Origin of the sequence: Burkholderia sp. HI2500, from assembly GCF_002223055.1 — a bacterium.
Taxonomy (GTDB): Bacteria; Pseudomonadota; Gammaproteobacteria; order Burkholderiales; family Burkholderiaceae; genus Burkholderia.
The window spans coordinates 526,849-547,349 of sequence record NZ_NKFL01000007.1; the positions used below are offsets into that span (position 1 = coordinate 526,849).

The window sequence follows — 20,501 nt, forward strand, 5'->3', positions numbered from 1 at the left end:
GCAGGCCGATCAGGTGGTCGCGCGCCGTCAGGGCTTGCGGCCGAACGCCTCGCGCAGCTTCCGCTTCGCGCGTTCGAGCGTGGCGCGGCGCGTTTTCGGCAGGTTGCGGCCCGCGCGGTTCACGTAGAAGTTCAGCATCGACATCGCCGACTGGAATGGCGACCCGTGGCGGCGGCGGCTGTGTTCGGCCGAATGCTTCAGCGACGCGGCGATCGCGGCCGGGTCGTCGGACTTGAAAATATTGGGTTCGATGTCGAGCGCATCGCTTTTTTGCGTGACGTCGGCGGACCAGCGCTTGCGGTGGTGCGGGTCGGTGCCGCGGGCGCGGCCCGGGCGTCGCGTCAGGTGCTTGCCATGCGCGTGGGTAGCGGTAGCGGAAGGCATTAAGTCGGCTCCATTGGGGTGACAGGGACGTGGTGACGGTGGCGGCGCAAACCGCGTGCCGCGCGGCGCGCGTGATCCGGACGACGAACCCGTGCCGGCCGCGGCACGGGTGTTGCTGCACAAGACGGGCTGGACGTGCCATCCCGCCAACACGCAGGAGGACATCATGCAATCGCATTCCCGGATCTGGCTGGAAAACGACGAGATCGACAACGATGCCGATGGCGACATGATCGACGCCGACGATCTCGATACGACGGTCCATGTCGACGTCTCGACGGGCAGGATCATGTTTCAGGCGGCGTGGGCGGAGGCGGCCGACCCGCCGCCCGAGACCGCGCGGCATTCGGTCGTGCTCGTGCTCGACTGCGACACGATGGAGCGCTATGCGGATCTCGACGAAAGCACGCGGATGCGCGTGCACGCGATCCTGCACGCCACGGTGGAGGACCTGCTCGAGCGCCTGCCCGACGAACACGTGACACTGACGGTCGAGCTGACCGATGCGATGCTCGACGCCGCGCGCCGGCTGCAGTAGCCGCACGGATGCGCTTTCCGATACTCGAGATTGGCGCGCGCGGACGGGCTGGCAGGCACGCCGCTTGCTGCGCGACCGGCATGGCACGACACGTGCCGCCACGCGGACGGAGGGGCTCATGAGCGGAAAGTTGAGGCATTGCAAGGTAGCCATGCTCGCGGTCGGGGACACACCGATCGATCGCTTTTCGGCGCGGGGCGCCTGAGACGATGGCCGCCGATTCCGCCCGCCGCGTGACGCTGGTCGACGAGCCGCCCGTGTTCGACGGGGCGGCGCTGCAGTTGCGTTTCGTCGTCGATGTCGATGGCGAGCTGCAAACCTGCGCCATCACGGTCGAAGCGCTGGAAGATCATTTCGGCGCACGCTCCGCGCTGGAGGCCGACTTGCGCGATGCGTTCGAACAGGGCCGCGCGCGCATCGCAGCCGCCTGCGCCGACGTGCTGGGCGACAGCAGCGGCGGCGGCAACGGTGACGGTAACGGTAACGGTAACGGCGGCGTGGTGCTGCACAGCGGCTATTTCCGTGCGCCGGCCGGTCGTGCGCGAGCGGGCCTGTTCCGGTCGCGGCGATCCTGACCCGGCTGTGGTTCCCCCCGCGTGTCGTACACCGGTTTGCCTCCCGCCGATTTGTCTCCCGCATTACACGCCGTTGAAAACTTTGCACCGCGCAGGGGCCGCCGTGTGGTGCCACATCGTGCCGCGCGCAAGCGGCACGGATAACGAGGGCGCCACGCAACCCGGCATGGTCCCTGCATGCAATGCTGCTCGCCGGCGCGCATCTCGCGCAGCCGCCAACGGGGAACGAGCATGCTGACCGCCCATGAATTCGCCACGCTGCTCCTGGTGCATCGCGCACCGGAGCAGATCCAGATCGACCGCGAGGATGTCCTTGCGCTGGTTGAACAGCACCTGATCGTGATGCAGCACGACGACGCGTCCGGCGAGCGCCGGCCTGCGTTGACGGCCGACGGCCTGTCGGTCGTGCAGTGCGTGCAGCGCAACGACGCGCGAGAGCCCGACGTCACCGACGCGTGACGGGCGGATGCGGAGTTTCCTGTGAGCGGCTAGCTGCGGGTTGCCGGCGGGCGTGTTGTCGTGAGGCTTGCTTTATTGTCCGGCCGGTCGTTCAGGGCGGTATCGATCAACGATCGCGGCATCCGTGGAGTCGCCGTCGCGAAAGGCCGAGGATACTGCTTCGACGATCGCGGGCCAGATACCCGGCTGCTGCAAGACGGGCATTTCCTTCGGCCCAGCCAATGCGCAAAACCGATTATGGAAGCTCGTTTCGGGCGTAAATCGATTTTGGATGTACAAAAACGATTACACGCAGGCTGTCTTGCACAAATTTGATTTTCCCTGGCAACTGGGGGTACGAGCAAATGCGCGATGCTCGTGACTAAAGACAAACGCCACGACTTCCCGGAATTTCATCGGCGGAAACGAGCGTGCGCTGGACGATCACGATTCGCTCGTTGGACGCGTAGCCACCAGCACGGCAACCGGTAGCGCGGCCAGCCAGTCACCGAGCTTGATCAACCCTCCCGGCACGTCGACCGCATCCCCCGCCTCCAGTCCATCCATCCACGGCCCGTCGATATCGCGCGGCAGCACGACCGCCGTATCGCCCCATTGCGCCGGTTCCACGCGCGGCAATTCCGGTGCTCCGCCGAGCAACCGGCCCGCAAGCCGTGTCGCGACCACCACCACGGTGGCCTCGTCGCTGCAGCGCGCGAACGCAACCGCATGACGCCCGAGCGGGCCGCGTACGCGCAGCGGCACGTACGCGCCGTCCGCGAACGTCGCCGGCCATCGCGCGCGCAGCGCCAGCATGCGCTCGACCAGCGCCCGCTTCACGCGCGCATCGGGCCACGTCGCCAGATACGACGCGACCGGCCCGTCGACCCGCTCGGCCGCGAGCGCGGCGAACGGCACGTCGCGGCGGTTGTCCGGATCGACGAGCGAGTGATCCCATGACTCAGATCCTTGATACAGGTCGGGCACGCCGGGCGATGCCATCCGCAGCACGGCCTGCGTCAGGCTGTTGACGACGCCGGCCGGCGCGATCCGCGCGACGAACGCATGCAGCCGGTGCGCGAAGTCGCCTGGGCCACGCGGCCGCAGGATCGCGCGGACGAACGCTTCGCAATCGCGCTCGTAGCGCAGGTCGGGCGCGAGCCAGTCGGTGTGATGCTTCGCCTCGCGCAGCGCTTTCGTCTGCCACTGCACGACGCGTTCGGTGAGCGCCGTGAGCCCCGCCGCGTCGTCGGGCGCGAGTTCGGGCGGCCAGCAGCCGACGAGCGTCTGGTACAGCATCGCCTCGGCGGCCGGCCCCGGCGCCCATGCGAGGTCGCGATGCGCGCTGCCGCGATGCGGCCGGTTGAGCGCGGACCAGTCGAGCGACACCGCGCGCCACGCGTCGGGCATTTCGCTGAGCACGGCGAGCCGCGCACGCGCGTCCTCGCCGCGCTTGTGGTCGTGCGTGGCGGTGGCGACGAGCCCGTGCGGCACGTTGCGCGCGCGGCGCCGGTTGCGCGCATGGAACGCGCCGCGCGACAGGCTGAAGTCGCCCGCGTCGGCGCCGACTTCATTGCGCGACAAGAGCCGGCCGTAACGATAGTGAGCCGTATCCTCGACACCCTTCGCGGCCAGCGGCGCGGTGAGCTGCGCGAACGCGACGCGCGCCGCGTGCAGCGCGGCGGCATCCGCGCGCGGCACGCGCGCGACCGGCAACCCGAGCCAGGTGGCGACGTGATCGAGTGCGAACCGGTCGGCAGGATCGACGGCCTCGACCGCCCGTTCGTACGCTTGCGCGAGTACGCGACGGTCGGCGTCGGCGGGTTCTTCGTCCTGCACCGGATACATCCGGTACACGGGCAACTGCACCGCGAGTTCCCCCAGTACGCGCCGAATCGCGATCCGGCTCACGTCGCGCGTCGCGGGTGCCGCACGCGCCACGCCGTGCAACGCCCGCGCGGCGCGCGCATGCTCGACGGCGAGCTGGCGCATCAGCACGCGCCGCTTGCCGTCGAGCGCTTCCTGCGCGAACGTGCGCGACGAACCCGACACGTGGGCCCAGTGCGCGGCGAGCGGCGCGGCGCCGGCCGGATCGTGCAGCAGCGCGCCGACATCGTTCATGAAGTCGTAGCCGGTCGTGCCGTCGACGGCCCAGTCGGCGCGCAGCGATTCGCCGGGCGCGAGGATCTTCTCGACGACGATGTACGGCCGCGCGTCGCGTTGTGCGGCCAGCCGCTGATGCAGCCGCCGGCCATACGCGCGCGGATCGGCGAGGCCGTCGACGTGATCGACGCGCAGGCCGTCGATGTAGCCGGCCGCATGAAGCCGCAGCGGCAGCGCATGGACGGCATCGAACACCGCATCGTCGTCGACGCGGATGGCCGCGAGCGTCGCGATGTCGAAGAAGCGCCGCCAGTTCAGCTCGTCGGCGGCCGTGCGCCACCACGCGAGCCGGTAGTGCTGGCGTTCGAGCAGCCGGTGCAGGCAGGCGCGGGAGCGCGCGCGGCGCGGATCGGCGCCGCGCAGCACCGCGTCGAGCGCATGCGGGCCGTGCGTGGCCGCGTGATCGCGCAGCGCCGCATGCGCGGCGGCCAGTCGCGTGCTGTCGCGCGGCGGCGCGGCGTCGAAGCGTTCGGCGAGCGCGTTCAGGTCCGCGCGGTTCGCGAGGCGCAGGAGTTCCGCGTAGGTGGCGGCGGCCACCGGCAGCCGTCGCCCGGGGCACGACACGAAGAAGCGCCCGGTGGCCGGATCGGCGTCGAGCGTGATGCCGCCGGCCGCGAGCGCTTCGCCATACGGCGTGCCGAGGCAGGGCAGCAGCACCTTGCCGTCGAGCGCCGCGTCGGGCGGATGCCAGTCGATGTCGAAGTGGTGCGCGTACGGGCTCGCGGGGCCCCATTCGAGCACGTCGTTCCACCAGCGGTTCGACGAACCGCCGACGCCCATGTGGTTCGGCACGATGTCGACGATCACGCCCAGCCCGTGCGCGCGCAACGCATCGACGAGCCGGACGAAACCGGCTTCGCCGCCGAGCTCGGGGTTGAGCGTGCCGTAATCGACGGTGTCGTAGCCGTGCCGCGAACCGGGTTCGGCCGTCGCGACCGGCGACAGGTACAGGTGGCTCACGCCGAGCCGCGCGAAATAGCCGGCGTGCGCGGCCGCGTCGTCGAACGTGAAGCCCGCATGCAGCTGCAGTCGCAGCGTCGCGCGTGGCGTCATGGGCCGGGCTCCCGCGAACCGCGTGCGCGCCCCACGGCCGCGATGCGGTCGCGCACGTCGGCGTCGAACAGCGTGTCGATCGGGCGTGGCAGGCGCTGCCGCCAGTTCGGGTGCCCGCAGGGCGGCCCCGGCAGGTTCGGCTGCGTGTCCAGCGCCAGCAGGTCCTCGAGCGGCAGGATCGCGAGCGGCGACGGGCTGCGCGCGACGTACGCGAGTATCTCGGCGACCGGCGGCGCATCAGCCGGCGGGGCGGTGTCACCGGCCGGCGCGCAGCCTGCGTGCTGCAGCGCGCGCCACAGCGCCGCGCGTTCGGTGGCGCGTGCAGCATGCGCGGCGACGACGTCGGGGTCGACGGCGGGCGGCGGGGGGGCGGGGCCGGCTTCCGGGGGCGGCGTGGTGTCAGCGGTGTCGGGCGGGGCGGCGGCGCCGGGCACGGTCGTGTGCCGATCATCCGCGCTCGCTTCATCCGGCGGTGTGGGCGGCGCTGCGTCGCGCGCCTCCGCGTCGTCGGACTGCTGCGCCGCCTCGGCCGCGATTCGACGCCAGGCCAGATCGACCCCGCGCCACCAGCCGGCCACGGTCGGCAGATCGTGCGTCGACGGCATCGCGATCGCGTCGCGATCCCATGCGGACGGCGGCCGGAAGGCGCCGCCGGCGTCGCGCTCGAACCACAGCACGCGCATCCCGGCGATGCCCTGCGCGCCGAGCCGTTCGCGGAAGCCGGCCGGCACCGTGCCGAGATCCTCGCCGATCGCGAGCGCGCGATAACGGGCCGCCTCGAGCGCGACGAGCCGCACGAGATCGTCGACCGGATAGCGCAGGTACGCGCCGTCGCGCGGCGAGCCGCCGTCCGGCACGATCCACATCCGCGCGAAGCCGAGCACGTGATCGATGCGGATGCCGCCCGCATGGGCGAACGCCGCGCGCAACAGCTCGACGAACGGCACGAAGCCTTCCGCCCGCAGCGCGGCGGGCGTCCAGGTCGTCACGCCCCACGCCTGGCCGGCCGCATTGAACAGGTCGGGCGGCGCCCCGAGCGACACGCCGCGCAGCAGCGTCGCGCCGTGCGCCCACGCGTCGCTGCCCGCGCGATCGGAGCCGACCGCGAGATCGGCGATCAGCCCGGTGGCCATGCCCGCGCCGCGTGCCGCGTGCTGCGCGTCGCCGAGCGCGCGCGACGCGCACCATTGCAGGTACGTGTGGAACGCGACCGTGTCGGCATGGGCGTGCGCGAACGCATCGACTTCAGCCGATCCCGGTTCGCGCCACGGCGCCGGCCATTTCCGCCAGTCAAAGCCCGCCCCGTGCTCGAGGCAGAACGCCTGCAATGCGTCGAAGCGCGCGTGCGCCTCGAGCGCCGCACCGCCCGCGGCGCGAAACCGCTGGAAGGTGTCACGCGACGGGTCGTCGCTGGTGCGCCATGCGTCGAAGCACGCACGCAGGCGCCGCAGTTTAAGCGGCAGCACGTGCGGCCAGTCGATCAGTGGTGCGTCGGCCACGGCGCCGGTTGCGTGAGGCACGGCAGCGGCGCCCGGCACCGCGTCGCAGTCGAGATACGCGACGTTGTGCCAGCGCCGCGACGACGGCGAATACGGGCTGTCGTGCGCGGGCAGCGCCGGAAAGCCGGCGTGGGTCGGGCTGATCGCCACCGCCTGCGCGCCGTGCCGCGCCGCATGCGCGGCCAGCCGCGCGAGCGCGGTGTAGTCGCCCGCGCCGTCGTCGCCGGCGCGGCGCAGGCTGTAGAGCTGCGCCGCGATGCCCCAGCGGCCGCCCGCATCCGCCGCGCGCGGGTCGACCGGTTGCGGGCGCGGCGGCGCGATCGTGAGCCCGATGCGCTGGTCGCCGACGTCGAGCGCGTGATAGCCGGGGATCGCGAGCGGCGGCAGCGTGCCGTGTTCGCCTTCGCCGCCGACGCGCCCGTCGACATGCCCGCCCGCTTCGAGCGTGATCCGGAAGCGCGCGCCGGGCGGCGCGATCGCGGCCGGCAGGGTCGGCGGCAGGCCCGCGTCGCCGGTGACGATGCGCGGGGCCGACGCGTTCTCGTCGGCGAGCGCGGCGGCGCTTTCCACCCGCTGGGCCGCCGTGCCGCACGGCCAGCCGAGCGCGTCGACGAGCGTGACGAGGGCGTCATCGTCCACCCGCCGCGCGATGCCGCCCGCATCGGTCCAGTCGGTTTCCAGGCCGGCCGTGCGCGCGAGTTCGGTGATCGACACGTCGGCCGTCATGATCGGCCCTGCCCGTTCATGCGGTGCTGCCGCGCATCTTGGTTGACCTCGCCGTCGCGCCACGCGATGCACGCGCGGGGCGGCAGCCGCAGGTCGCGCAACCGGTCGCGTGCGCGCGGCGGCGTCTCGAACACGATCTTGCCGACCGGCAGCGCGGGCAGCACCGCGTCGTGCGAGCCGAGGTTCAACGCGATCGTCAGCGTGCTGCCGTCGCCGAGGCGCCAGCGCGCCGCAAGCGCCTGCGGGTCGCCGTCGCCCGCGAGCAGGTCGACGCCGAGTGCGCTGGCGCCGGGCAGGTTCGGCGTCACGAGCGCCGCACGCACGGTCAGTGCGCTGCGGTAGAAGCGCCGCCAGGCGTCGGTGTCGGGCGTGGTTTCGTCGCTGCTGCCGTGCAGCGTCGAACGCACGAACGTCGCGACGTCGTTCGGATCGGGAATCGCGTCGCGATGCGCGGCGTCGGCGAACGCCGGAAAGGCCGCGAATTCGCGGCGCCGGCCCTCGCGCACCGCGTCGGCGAGCGCGCCACGATAGTCGGTGAAGAACTGGAACGGCTGCGTGCTGCCGTCTTCCTCGCCCATGAACAGCAGCGGGATCGACGGCGCGAGCAGCAGCAGCGCGGTCGCCGCGCGCACCGCGTCTTCGTTCGCGAGCGTGCGCAGCCGTTCGCCGAATGCGCGGTTGCCGACCTGGTCGTGGTTCTGCAGGAACGCGACGAACGCGGTCGGCGGCAGGTGCGCGCTCGGTTCGCCGCGCGGGGCGCCGTCGTGCAGCGGCGATGGTTCGCCCTGGTATGCGAAGCCTTCGCCGAGCGTGCGCGCGAGATGGCGCAGCGGCGCGTCGGCGTACGCGCGGTAGTAGCCGTCGCGCTCGCCGGTCAGCAGCACGTGCGCGCTGTTGTGGAAGTCGTCGTTCCATTGCGCGTCGAAACCGCCGGGCCCGAGCAGGCTCGCCGCATTGCGCTCGTTCTCGAGCACGAGGTGCACATGGCGCGTGTCGCCCGCGTACGCGCGCACGCGGCGCGCGAGTTCGCGCAGCCACGTGTCGTCGTCGATCGCGTGCGCGGCATCGATGCGCAGCCCGTCGAAACGGAATTCGTGGAGCCAGTACAGCGCGTTCTCGATGAAGAACGCGCTCGTCTGCTCCCGCGAAAAGTCGATCGCCGGCCCCCACGCGGTCTGACGGTCCGCGCGGAAGAACGCGGGCGCGTAGCGCGGCAGCAGGTTGCCTTGCGGGCCGAAGTGGTTGTAGACGACGTCGAGAAACACCTGCAGCCCGAGCCCGTGCGCGGCATCGACCAGCGCCTTCAGTTCCTCGGGCCGTCCGTACGACGGATCGGGCGCGAACGGCAGCACGCCGTCGTAACCCCAGTTGCGCGCGCCGGGAAACGTGTTGACGGGCATCAGCTCGATGGCGGTCACGCCGAGCGCGGCGATGTCCGGCAGCCGCCGCTCGACGCTCGCGTGGCCGCCGAATGCGCCGATGTGCAGTTCGTACAGCACCGTTTCGTGCCACGGGCGGCCGCGCCACGCGTCGTGGCGCCAGCGGTACGCAGCGGGATCGACGACCTGGCTCGGGCCATCCACGCCGCCGGGCTGGAAGCGCGACGCGGGATCGGGCACCGCGAGATCGCCGTCGAGCCGGTAGCGATACAGCGTACCGGGGCCGCACGGCACGACGGCCTCGAACCAGCCTTCGCCCACCGCGGTCATCGGGACGGAGGGCCGGTTTTCGCCTTCGATCTCGACGGCGGCCGTGCGGCTCGCGGGCGCCCACAGCCGGAAGCGCGTGCGGTCGGCCTCGACGCAGGTCGCGCCGAACGACGTGTCGAACGCGTGCGAACCCGATGGACGGGCGGGGCGTGATCTCATGTCGGGTCTCCCGGAGACAGGTCGGTCGGCACGGCGGCCACCGCGATCGCGGCCGCGTGCGCGGCGACGTCGAGGCCGTCGGCCGGCCACGAGCGCGGGCCGGCGTCCGGCGTGGCCGTGTCGACCAGCACGCGATAGTCGAGCGCCGGCGCGGGCGGCGCGAACACGACCGTCTCGGACGACGCGTTCAGCATCACGAGCAGCGCCTCGGTGCGCCCGGTGCGGCCCGTGCCGACGCGGCGCATCGTCAGCGCGCGGCGCTCGCGGTCCTGCCACGCGGGCACGGTCATCGCGTCGCCGTGCTCGTCGAACCAGCCGATCTCGGCCATGCCCGGCGCCGCTTCGCGGTCGCCCGACGGATAGCGCGGCGCGGACATCACCGGATACATGCGCCGCAGCGCGGCAAGCCGCGATACGAAGCGCATCAGCGTCACGGCTTCGTCGCCGCGCGCCAGCTCCCAGTCGAGCCACGACAGCTCGTTGTCCTGGCAGTACGCGTTGTTGTTGCCGTGCTGCGTGCGGCCGAACTCGTCTCCGGCCACCAGCATCGGCGTGCCGAGCGCGGTAAACAGCGTCGCGAGCATCGAGCGCGCGACCCGCGCACGTACCGCGCGGATCGCCGGGTCGTCGGTCGGCCCCTCGACGCCCCAGTTCGCGGTGCAGTTGTCGTCGCGGCCGTCGCGGTTGTCCTCACCGTTCGCGTCGTTGTGTTTCGTCGAATACGACACGAGATCGGCGAGCGTGAAGCCGTCGTGCGCGGTGACGAAGTTGACCGACGCCCACGTATGGCGCCGCTGGTGGTTGAACAGGTCGGCCGACCCCGCGAGCCGCGCGGCGAGTTCCGGCCGCTGGCCCGGGTCGCCGCGCCAGAAGCGCCGCACCGTGTCGCGAAAGCGGTCGTTCCATTCGGCGAAACCGGGCGGGTGGCGGCCCAACTGGTAGCCGCCGGGGCCGAGATCCCATGGCTCGGTGATCAGCTTGCGCTGCGCGAGCACCGGGTCCTGCCGCAGCGCGTCGAAGAACCCCGCGCCCGGATCGAAGCCGTGTTCCTCGCGACCGAGCGTCACGCCGAGGTCGAAACGGAAGCCGTCGATGTTGAACGCGGTGGCCCAGTAGCGCAGCGAATCCATCACCATCTGCACGACGCGCGGATGCGACAGGTTCAGCGTGTTGCCGCAGCCGGTCTCGTCGACATGAAAGCGGCGGTCGTCCGGCCTCAGCCGGTAGTAGCTCGCGTTGTCGAGGCCGCGCCACGACAGCGTCGGGCCGAGCTCGTTGCCCTCGCAGGTATGGTTGTAGACGACGTCGAGCACGACCTCGATGCCGGCCGCATGCAGCTGGCGGATCGCGATGCGCATCTCGTCGAGCCGCCGCGTCGCGAGATACGCGGGCTCCGGCGCGAAGAACGCGGCCGTGTCGTAGCCCCAGTAGTTGCGCAGCCCGCGGTTCACGAGCGCGCGCTGCTGCAGGAACGCATGGACGGGCAGCAGCTCGACCGTCGTCACGCCGATCGACAGCAGGTGATCGATGAACGCCGGATGCGCGAACGCCGCGAACGTGCCGCGCTCGGGCGGGCGCAACCCGGCACGCCGCATCGACGCGCCGCGCACGTGGGTCTCGTAGATCACCGTGTTGCGCCACGACACGCGCGGGCGCCGGTCGGTGCTCCAGTCGAACGCCTCGTCGACCACTACGCACTTCGGCATCGCGGGCGCCGAGTCGCGCCGGTCCATCGACAGGTCCGCGCGGTTCGAATGCAGGCGATAGCCGAACAGCGCGTCCGACCAGCGGAACTGGCCGACCAGCTTGCGCGCGTACGGGTCGAGCAGCAGCTTGGTCGGGTTGAAGCGATGGCCGTGCTGCGGCTGGTACGGGCCATCCGCGCGAAACCCGTACACGGTGCCCGGATGCGCGTTGGGCAGGTAGCCGTGCCAGATCTCGTCGGTGCATTCGGGCAGGTCGAGGCGCGCCAGCTCCTTGCGGCCGGTCGGATCGAACACGCACAGCTGGATGCGGTGCGCGTGCGCGGAAAACACCGCGAAGTTGGTCCCGAGGCCGTCCCAGGTCGCGCCGAGCGGATAGCTGCGGCCGGATTCGAGACGGGCGGGCAGGGCGGTCGGCATGGGGCGGATCTCCGTGTCCAGGGTGCGGGAAATCAGGCAGGGCGCAGCCATAGCGTCGCGAGCGGCGGCAGGCGCAGGGTGGCCGACCACGCCTCGCCGTGCGCGGGCACGGCTTCGGCCCACACGGCGCCGTCGTTGCCGGCGTTGGTGCCGCCGTACGGCGCGGCATCGGTGTTCATCAGTTCGCGCCACTGTCCGGGCGCGGGCAGGCCGACGCGATAGCTCGCGCGCGGCACCGGCGTGAAGTTGCAGACGGCGACCACCCGATGCCCGGCGTCGTCGCGCCGCGCGAACGCGAACACGCTGTTGTCGCGGTCGTCGCCGATCAGCCAGGAGAAGCCGGCCGCTTGGCAGTCGAGCGCATGCAGCGCCGGCTCGGCCGCGTACGTGCGGTTCAGGTCGCGCACGAGCCGCTGCACGCCGCGATGCGCGGGCGCATCGAGCAGGTCCCAGTGCGGCGTCGCGTCGTGCGCGAACTCGGCCCATTGCGCGAATTCGCTGCCCATGAACAGCAGCTTCTTGCCGGGGTGCGCCCACATGAAGCCGAAGTACGCGCGCAGCGTCGCAAGCCGCTGCCACGCGTCGCCCGGCATCTTCGCGACGAGCGAGCCCTTGCCGTGCACGACCTCGTCGTGCGACAGCGGCAGCACGAAGCGCTCGGAGAACGCGTACACGAGCCCGAACGTCATCCGGTCGTGGTGATAGCGGCGATGCACCGGGTCCTCGCGCAGATACGCGAGCGTGTCGTGCATCCAGCCCATGTTCCACTTGAAGTCGAAGCCGAGCCCGCCGTCGCCGGTCGGCGCGGTGACGCCCGGCCACGCGGTCGATTCCTCCGCGACGGTGACGACGCCGGCCGGCGCGGCCGCCCCGTGCAGCGTGTCGTTCAGCATGCGCAGGAACGCGACCGATTCGAGGTTCTCGCGGCCGCCGTGCACGTTCGGCACCCATTCGCCTTCCGCGCGCGAATAGTCGCGGTACAGCATCGACGCGACCGCGTCGACGCGGATGCCGTCGACGTGATACCGGCGCGCCCACGCGAGCGCCGAGGCGGCGAGGAACGCGCCGACTTCCGTGCGCCCGACGTTGAACACGCAGGTGTGCCAGTCGGGATGCAGCCCTTCGCGCGGGTCGGCGTGCTCGTACAGCGCGGTGCCGTCGAACTGCGCGAGGCCGTGCGGATCGTCGGGGAAGTGCGCGGGCACCCAGTCGACGAGCACGCCGATGCCGGCCGCGTGCGCGCGGTCGACGAAGCGCGCGAAGCCGTCAACCGGCCCGAAGCGCGCGGACGGCGCGAACTGCGCGAGCGGCTGGTAGCCCCACGAGCCGCCGAACGGGTATTCGGCGATCGGCATGAACTCGACGTGCGTGAAGCCCATCCCCTTCACGTACGGAATCAGCCGCTCGGCGAGTTCGTCCCAGGTCGCGCTGCGGTTCATTTCCTCGGGCACGCGTTGCCACGATTCCGCATGCACCTCGTAGATCGACCACGGCACGCGGTAGCGGTCGGTGTGCGGCCGCGCGTGCATCCAGCCGTCGTCGTGCCACGCGAACGCGTCGAGCGCCGCGACGTCGGCGACGACCGACGCCGTGCGCGGCGGCGCCTCGGTCGCGCGCGCGCAGGGATCGGCCTTGTGCGGCAGCACGCGCCCGTCGGCCGCGCGCACCTCGTATTTGTAGCACTCGCCCGCGCCGATGCCCGGCACGAACAGCTCCCACACGCCCGACGGCCGCCGCAGCCGCATCGGATGCCGGCGGCCGTCCCAGCCGTTGAAATCGCCGACCACCGACACGCGCTGCGCGTTCGGCGCCCAGACGGCGAAGCGCACGCCGTCGGTGTCGTCGATGCGCGCGGGCGCCGCGCCGAGGCAGTCGAGCACCGCGGCCGGGTCGCCGGCCGAGAAGCGGGCGAGCACGGCGTCGTCGAGCAGCGTGCCGAACGCATACGCGTCGTCGATCACCTGTCGCGCGTCGGGCCAGTCGATCGCGAGCAGATAGTGGGGCGCGCCGCCGTCGCGCGGGATCGTCCCCGCGAAGCAGCCGGCGCGATCGACGCACGCGAGCGCGCCGAGGTCGGCGCCTTCCGGCGACAGCGCATGCACGCTTTTCGCGCCGGGCAACAGTGCGCGCACGACGACCTCGCCGGCCTGCCCGTGCGGGCCGAGGCAGGCGAACGGATCGGGATGACGGCCGGCGAGCAGCGCATCGATGTCGGATCGTTCGAACAGCGTTCCGGTCATTGCGTCCCTCCTTCGGCGGATGCACCGCCGTCACCGAGCAGCCGTTCGACCAGCGCGGCGAGCCCGCCGACCGGCACGCTCAGCCAGTCGGGCCGGTTCGCGGCTTCGTAGCACAGCTCGTACGACGCCTTGTCGATCAGGAACAGCGCGAGCAGGCGATCGGCGTAGCGCGGGTCGACGAAACGCGCGGGGGCCTGCTCGGTGGCCGTGCGATAGCAGTCGACGAAGCGGTCGGCGGCGGCCTGCCCGAAGCGGTCGAACAGTGCACGCTTGCGGCCGGCCGCCTGCGGCGGCGCCTTCTCAATCGCGAACTGCGCGGTCGCGCTCACGTACGACAGCGAACGCAGCAGGCCGGCCACGTCGCGCAGCGGATGCGATTTCGCGCGGCGGTGTTCGAGCGGGCGCGCCGGCTCGCCTTCGAAGTCGATCAGCAGCGCGTCGCCCTGCACGTCGAGCACCTGGCCCAGATGGAAATCGCCGTGGATCCGCATGCATTGCGCATCGAGCGTGCGCGGCACGAGCTCGCCGAGCGCGCGCACGGCCGCGTCGCGCGACGCGAGCAGCGTGTCGGCCGCCGCGCGCATGGCCGGGTCGAGCGCATCGAGCCGCGTGTGCAGCACGTCGAGCGCGTGCTCGAACGACGCGATCGCGTCCGCGCACCAGCCGTCGACGTGTTCGGGCGTTGCATGCTCCGGCGCGAACGCGGGATCGTCGGACGGCTGCGCGAGCGCGACGTGCAGCTGGCCGAGCCGCGTGCCGATGATCCCCGCGAACGCCGCATAGCCGAGCAGCGCGTCGGGTTCCTCGTTGGCGTCGTCGGTGTGCTCTTCGTCAGCCGCCGGCAGCGCGAGCTCGTCCACCGCGCGCCGCAGGAAGTCGAACGAGCGCGTCCACGCGTCGCCCTGGTTGTCGACGTAGCGCTGCAGGATCGCGACCGTGTGCGGCGTGCCGTCAGGATCGACGTGCACGACTTCGCCCGCGAGCGTCGCGGTGTTCGGGTAGCCGATCCGCGTCAGGTACCGGCTCATTTCCGCTTCCGGATGTACGCCGTGCGCGACCTTGCGCACCAGCTTCAGCACGATCGCGTCGCCGATCACGAGCGAGCTGTTGCTCTGCTCGGCCGCGAGCCAGCGCACTTCGGCGTCGTCGCCGGGATCGAGTGCGGCGAGCGCGTCTTCCGGCAGGAACGCGAGCCGGCCGCCGTCGGTGGTCGGCACCGTCGCGCCGTCGCGTAGCTTGCGCAGCATCCCGTGCGCGAACGCCGGCAGCGCGAACGCGTCGGTCAGGTAGCCGACCGAGTGGCCGCGCCGCACGCGCGCCAGCGCCAGCTGCGTGAACAGCGGCTGCGAGGTTTCACCGCCCCACGCGGCCGCGAGCGGCACGACGTAGCGTTCGACGTCGCCCGTCGCACCGGATTCGACCCAGGCCTCCGCATACTGGAACGGTTCGCCCGGCACCGGCGTGACGACGTTCAGCCGGGCCGTGCCGATCGCGCGGTCCTTCGACGCGAACCAGCGCCGCCGCGCGAGCCACGAGGGCAGGGCATCGTGCGCGAGCACGTGCAGCTGTTCGACGTTCGGCCGTGTATCGCCGCGTCGCATCACGAGCGTCACGTATTCGGGCAGCGGCTCCGCGTGCGGCTGCCGCCACGACGGCTCGCGGCCGTGCTCGGCGAGCACGAACCACAGGAATCCGTAAGGCGGAAAGGTCAGCAGGTACGTGAGCTGCCCGATCGGCGGAAACGGCGAATCCGACGTCATCTCGATCGGCACGCGGCCCGCGAATTCGGACAGGTCGAGCTCGACGGCCTGCGACGCCCGCGACAGGTTCGCGACGCACAGCACCGGATCATGGCCGTCCAGCTCGCGCAGGTACGCGAGCACCTTGCGGTTCTCCGGGCGCAGGAAGCGGATCGTGCCGCGTCCGAACGCCTGCGACGCGCGGCGCGTCGACAGGATGCGGCGCGTCCAGTTCAGCAGCGAATGCGGGTCGCGCGTCTGCGCCTCGACGTTGACCGCGTCATAGCCGTACAGCGCGCCCATCACCGGCGGCAGCACGAGCTGTTCGGGGTCGGCGCGCGAGAAGCCGCCGTTGCGGTCCGACGACCACTGCATCGGCGTGCGCACGCCGTCGCGGTCGCCGAGGTGGATGTTGTCGCCCATCCCGAGCTCGTCGCCGTAGTAGATCACCGGCGTGCCGGGCATCGACAGCAGCAGCGAGTTGATCAGCTCGATGCGGCGCCGGTCGCGTTCCATCAGCGGCGCGAGCCGGCGCCGGATGCCGAGGTTCAGCCGCGCGCGCCGGTCGCTCGCATAGGTCTGCCACAGCAGGTCGCGCTCGGAGTCGGTGACCATCTCGAGCGTCAGCTCGTCGTGGTTGCGCAGGAACACGGCCCACTGGTTGCTCGGCGCGAGTTCCGGCGTCTGCCGCATGATGTCGACGATCGGGAAGCGGTCCTCGCTCGCGATCGACATGTAGATGCGCGGCATCAGCGGGAAATGGAACGCCATGTGGCATTCGTCCTCGTTGCCGAAATATTCCTGCACGTCTTCCGGCCACTGGTTCGCCTCCGCGAGCAGCATCCGGTTCGGATACTCGGCGTCGATCGTCGCGCGGATCCGCTTCAGGATCGCGTGCGTCTCGGGCAGGTTCTCGTTGCTGGTGCCTTCCCGCGCGACGAGATACGGCACCGCGTCGAGCCGCAGCCCGTCGATGCCGAGGTCGAGCCAGAAGCGCATCACCTGCATCACCTCGCGCACGACGGCCGGGTTGTCGAAGTTCAGGTCCGGCTGGTGCGAATAGAAGCGGTGCCAGTAGTACTGGCCGGCGATCGGGTCGTGCGCCCAGTTCGACGTTTCCGTATCGAGGAAGATGATCCGCGTGCCCGCGTATTTCGTGTCGGTGTCGGACCACACGTAGTAGTCGCGATGCGTGGAGCCGGGCTTCGCGCGGCGCGCGCGCTGGAACCACGGATGCTGGTCCGACGTGTGGTTGATCACCAGCTCGGTGATCACGCGAATGCCGCGTGCATGCGCTTCGCGGATGAAGCGCCGCACGTCGGCCAGCGTGCCGTAGTCGGGATGCACGTCGCGATAGTCGGCGATGTCGTAGCCGTCGTCGCGGCGCGGCGACGGGTAGAACGGCAGCAGCCAGATCGTGTCGACGCCGAGTTCGGCGATGTAGTCGAGCTTCGCGATCAGGCCGGGGAAATCGCCGATGCCGTCGTTGTTCGAGTCGTAGAACGACTTCACGTGCACCTGGTAGATGATCGCGTCCTTGTACCACAGCGGATCGTCCGCGCAGAGCGCCGGCGCGCGGCGGCGTGCGCGGCGCCGGCGCGGGGTGCCGGCCGGCGCCAGCGACGGGAATTGCGCGCGGCGTACGTCGTCGAGGGAATCTTCGCGTTTCATCATCCGTGGGCTCCCGAGGAGGGCCGGGCGTCGCCCGGTTCGCGCGCCGCCGCCCGCGCGGCGCCTGGAGACGGCGTGAGCCGCCAGATCGCATACGGGCGCACATGCGGATCGAGCGAGACGTACTGGCGATGCCCGCGCCAGGTTTCCGCATGCGTGGCGTCCTGTTCGAGCGCGTCGAGCGGTTCGCCGTCGACGAGCCCCAGGCCGCGCCACAGCGACGCATCGAGCGTGAAGTTCGTGACCTGCGGATGCCACGGATCGGTGCTGATCGCGACGACCACCACGCTGTCGAACGCCGGCGTCGCCTTCACGAACACGAGCACCGCGTCGTTGTCCGCGTCGGCGAACGTGAGGCCGAGATGGGTCTGCAGCGCCGGGTGCGCGCGCCGCGCGCGGTTCAGCCGCGCGACCTCGGCGCCGATATGCGCGGCCTTGCTCCAGTCGCGCGCACGCAGCTCGTACTTCTCCGCGTCCGCGTATTCCTCGCTGTCGGGCAGCGGCGCCGATTCGCCGAGCTCGAAGCCCGAGTACAGGCCCCACGAGCCGGCCAGCGTCGCCGCGAGCGCCGCGCGGATCACGAACTGCGTGCGCGGCGCGTTCTGCAGGTGGCGCGGGTTGATGTCGGGCGTGTTGACGAAGAAGTTCGGCCGGAAGAACTCGCGCGCCGGGCCGGTCGTCAGCTCGGTCAGGTAGTCGATGAATTCGCGCTTCGACTCGCGCCACGTGAAGTACGTGTACGACTGCGAGAAGCCGACTTTCGCGAGCCGATACATCATGGCCGGCCGCGTGAACGCTTCGGACAGGAACACCACGTCCGGATGCCGGCCGCGCACGTCGTCGATCATCCACGCCCAGAACGGCAGCGGCTTCGTGTGCGGGTTGTCGACGCGGAAGATCCGCACGCCCGCGTCGACCCAGAACAGTACCGCGTCGCGCAGCGCGAGCCACAGGTCGGGCAGCGCGTCCGGCGCGTAGAAATCGGGGTTGACGATGTCCTGGTAGCGCTTCGGCGGATTCTCCGCGAAGCGCAGCGAGCCGTCGGGCCGCCACGCGAACCAGCCCGGATGCGCGGCGAGCCACGGATGGTCGGGCGAGCACTGGATCGCGAAATCGAGCGCGATCTCGAGCCCGTGGCCGCGCGCGGCATCGACCAGCGCGCGGAACGAGTCGAGCGTGCCGAGCTGCGGATGCACGGCCGTGTGGCCGCCGTCCGGCGAGCCGATCGCGTAAGGGCTGCCGACGTCGTCGGGGCCGGCCTTCAGGCTGTTGTTGCGGCCCTTGCGCGCGGTCGTGCCGATCGGGTGGATCGGCGGGAAATACAGCACGTCGAAACCCATGTCGCGGATGCGCGGCAGGTGCGCGATCACGTCGTCGAACGTGCCGTGCCGGTGCGGATCGTCGCTCGCCGAGCGCGGAAACATCTCGTACCAGCTGGAGAAGCGCGCCGCGCGGCGCTCGACGTCGACCGGGAAGGTCGTCGTGTCGTGCGTGACGAACGGGCGGTAGCGCAGCGCCGCGAACGCGTCGGCGAGCGGCGCCGCGCCGAGCTGCGCGAGCCGCGCGTCGAACGGCGCATCGTTGAATTCGGCGACGAGTCGTTTCATCTGCGTGAGCGCGCGCGTATCGCGCGGATCGGCGAGCTTGAGCGCGGTCGCGAGCAGCAGCTGCGCTTCGCGCAGTTCGAGCGTCACGTCCTGGCCGGCCGCGTGTTTCTTCGCGACATCGTGGACGAGCGAGGCCCAGTCGTCGCGCCAGGCAATCACGCGAAATTCATGGCGGCCGAGCCTGTCGAGCGCGACGCGGGCGTGCCAGCCGTCGTTCGGTTCGGCTTCGAACGGGATTTCGCGCCAGTCGTCGTCGCCGGCGGCGCGCCACTGCAGCGCGGCCGCGAGATGCGCGTGCCCGTCGGTGAAGATCGATGCGTGGACGACGAGCGTCTCGCCGATCACGCGCTTGACCGCGAAGCGGCCGCCGTCGACCGACGGCTCGACGCGCTCGATCGCGATCCGTTCGGCCGCGAGCGCCGCGGACAGCGCACCGCGCTCGTGTGCGGCGTCGTGGCGGGTCGTGACGGGCGGCGCCCGCCACGCATGCAGCAGCGCGTACGCGCCGGGGTCGAGCGTGAACGGTTCGAGCGCGGCCGGCGGGTGGGTTTGCGTGCCGCCGTGCGTGGCGACATGCGTGAATCCGCCCGGCACGCCGGGCAGGATCGTCGCGGGGTCGACCGTCACCGCTGCGTCGAGCTCGGGATTCAACGCGATCAGCAGCGCCGCTTCGTCGTGTTCGAGCGACGGCCCGGTGCCGCGCAGCAACGCGGTCGCCGGTGCGCCGGGTGCGCTCAACTGCACGATTTCGCCGCGTGCGGCCGCCACAGGCGTGGCGCGGCGCCACGCGTTCGCGTCGGCGATCGTGCCCGACAGGTCGAAGCGCGCGCGCTCGAACGCGGCGCGGTAGCGCGCCGCATCGGCGTCGCGCGCCATCAGCGGCACCGTGACGCCGCGCTCGAAGCCCATCGGCACGAGCCAGCCGGTGCCGACGGCGGCAGCGGTCCACAATGCGCGGCGATAGGCGCGCACGACGAGCTCATCCGGCGCGCCGGGCCAGTCGTCGGCGAGGCGTGTGCCGTCGAACGCGTCGGGAAACGCGATCGGCGCGCCGATGCGCCGCAGCAGCCGGTGTTCGTCGACGAACCACGGCGCGCGCAGATCCCACCAGCGCACCGATGAAAACACCGCGTCGAACCCGGCGCCTTCGAGCTGCGCCAGCGCGTCGCGCGCATGGCCGGGCACGCCGGCGAGCACCGCGGCGTCCGGGCGCGTACGGCGCAGCGCCGCGCGCCAGCCGGGCCACCAGTCGGCCGGCAAATGATGCGGCGCGTCGATCAGGAAGCCGGCCGCGCCCGCATCGGCGAACGCGGCGAGGTGCTGGCACCACCACGCGGACAGCGCGTCGCGCGCGGCTTCATCGCCGAGGTTCGCGTGGGCGACATCCAGCGCGTGCGCGGTGCCGCGTGGATCGATCAGCGCGTCGTCGTGCGTGTGCTCGACGTACCAGTCCGGATGCTCGGCACGCAGCGGGTTTTCGCGCGCGACCCGATCCGGCACGACTTCGAGCAGCAGGCGCAGCCCGTGGCCGTGTGCGAGCTGGGCGAGCCGCGAGAAGGTTTCGAGCGCGCTCGCGCGGGTCGCGAACGCTTGGGACGGCCGCCGGAAATCGGCCACGTGGCGCGGAAAGCCGGCGACGCTCGCGGCCCAGAACGCGCCGACGAGCACATGATCGAAGCCCATGCCGGCGACATGCGCGAACGTCTGCGGCCATGCGTCGAGCGGTCCGACGAGGCGGGCGTCGCAGAAGTAGAGGTGCGGAGAAAAGGGCGGCGTGGAGTCCATGGCGCGGGCGTACGGGCGGCAGTCAATGACGCCGGTTCGCCGCAACGCGCGTGCCTGCCGGGTGGTTTCCCGTGGGGCAAGGGCGGGTGGGA

General features: G+C 71.5%; 11 protein-coding genes. 3 read left to right on the top strand and 8 right to left on the bottom strand.

Translation table 11 applies throughout. From position 1 onward, the window contains the following. Positions 1-27: 27 nt before the first annotated feature. Entirely contained in the window at positions 28-384 is a 357-nt protein-coding gene (locus CFB45_RS34635; RefSeq protein ID WP_089429617.1) for a DUF3175 domain-containing protein, read from the bottom strand. A 166-nt stretch (positions 385-550) separates the two neighbouring features. Here CFB45_RS34635 and CFB45_RS34640 point away from each other — a divergent pair, with 166 nt between their 5' ends. The 3 genes from CFB45_RS34640 to CFB45_RS34650 all read left to right on the top strand — a co-directional run bounded on the left by CFB45_RS34640 (position 551) and on the right by CFB45_RS34650 (position 1,956). Continuing rightward, the gene (locus CFB45_RS34640; protein WP_089430115.1) at positions 551-922 is read left to right on the top strand and encodes a DUF3022 domain-containing protein; all 372 of its coding nucleotides are present in this window, start codon (positions 551-553) and stop codon (positions 920-922) included. Positions 923-1,131: 209 nt separating this feature from the next. Continuing rightward, positions 1,132-1,497 (top strand): DUF1488 domain-containing protein, encoded by a 366-nt coding sequence (locus CFB45_RS34645; RefSeq protein ID WP_089429618.1) that lies wholly within the window; start codon positions 1,132-1,134, stop codon positions 1,495-1,497. A gap of 231 nt (positions 1,498-1,728) precedes the next feature. After that, the gene (locus CFB45_RS34650) at positions 1,729-1,956 is read left to right on the top strand and encodes a hypothetical protein (RefSeq protein ID WP_089429619.1); all 228 of its coding nucleotides are present in this window, start codon (positions 1,729-1,731) and stop codon (positions 1,954-1,956) included. 423 nt (positions 1,957-2,379) lie between these two features. On the opposite strand, the gene treY is transcribed toward CFB45_RS34650, so the two are convergent. Genes treY through CFB45_RS34685 form a run of 7 tightly spaced genes read right to left on the bottom strand, consistent with a single transcriptional unit; the run spans position 2,380 to position 20,409 of the window. Further along, positions 2,380-5,151: a malto-oligosyltrehalose synthase gene (gene treY, locus CFB45_RS34655; RefSeq protein WP_089429620.1), complete on the bottom strand. Its 2,772-nt coding sequence runs from the start codon at positions 5,149-5,151 to the stop codon at positions 2,380-2,382. Next, the gene (gene malQ, locus CFB45_RS34660; protein ID WP_089429621.1) at positions 5,148-7,376 is read right to left on the bottom strand and encodes a 4-alpha-glucanotransferase; all 2,229 of its coding nucleotides are present in this window, start codon (positions 7,374-7,376) and stop codon (positions 5,148-5,150) included. Before malQ ends, treY begins: the two co-directional genes overlap by 4 nt. Next, positions 7,373-9,244, bottom strand: coding sequence for a malto-oligosyltrehalose trehalohydrolase (gene treZ, locus CFB45_RS34665; protein WP_089429622.1), 1,872 nt, complete (start codon positions 9,242-9,244; stop codon positions 7,373-7,375). Before treZ ends, malQ begins: the two co-directional genes overlap by 4 nt. Further along, a complete protein-coding gene (glgX, locus tag CFB45_RS34670) occupies positions 9,241-11,367 on the bottom strand; it encodes a glycogen debranching protein GlgX (RefSeq protein WP_089429623.1) in 2,127 nt (708 codons plus the stop codon). The genes treZ and glgX overlap by 4 nt, the downstream gene beginning before the upstream one ends. A gap of 32 nt (positions 11,368-11,399) precedes the next feature. Continuing rightward, entirely contained in the window at positions 11,400-13,607 is a 2,208-nt protein-coding gene (gene glgB / locus CFB45_RS34675) for a 1,4-alpha-glucan branching protein GlgB (protein ID WP_089429624.1), read from the bottom strand. After that, a complete protein-coding gene (gene treS, locus CFB45_RS34680; RefSeq protein ID WP_089430116.1) occupies positions 13,604-17,017 on the bottom strand; it encodes a maltose alpha-D-glucosyltransferase in 3,414 nt (1,137 codons plus the stop codon). Before treS ends, glgB begins: the two co-directional genes overlap by 4 nt. Beyond that, entirely contained in the window at positions 17,017-20,409 is a 3,393-nt protein-coding gene (locus CFB45_RS34685; protein WP_089429625.1) for a maltotransferase domain-containing protein, read from the bottom strand. The genes treS and CFB45_RS34685 overlap by 1 nt, the downstream gene beginning before the upstream one ends. Positions 20,410-20,501: the final 92 nt, after the last annotated feature.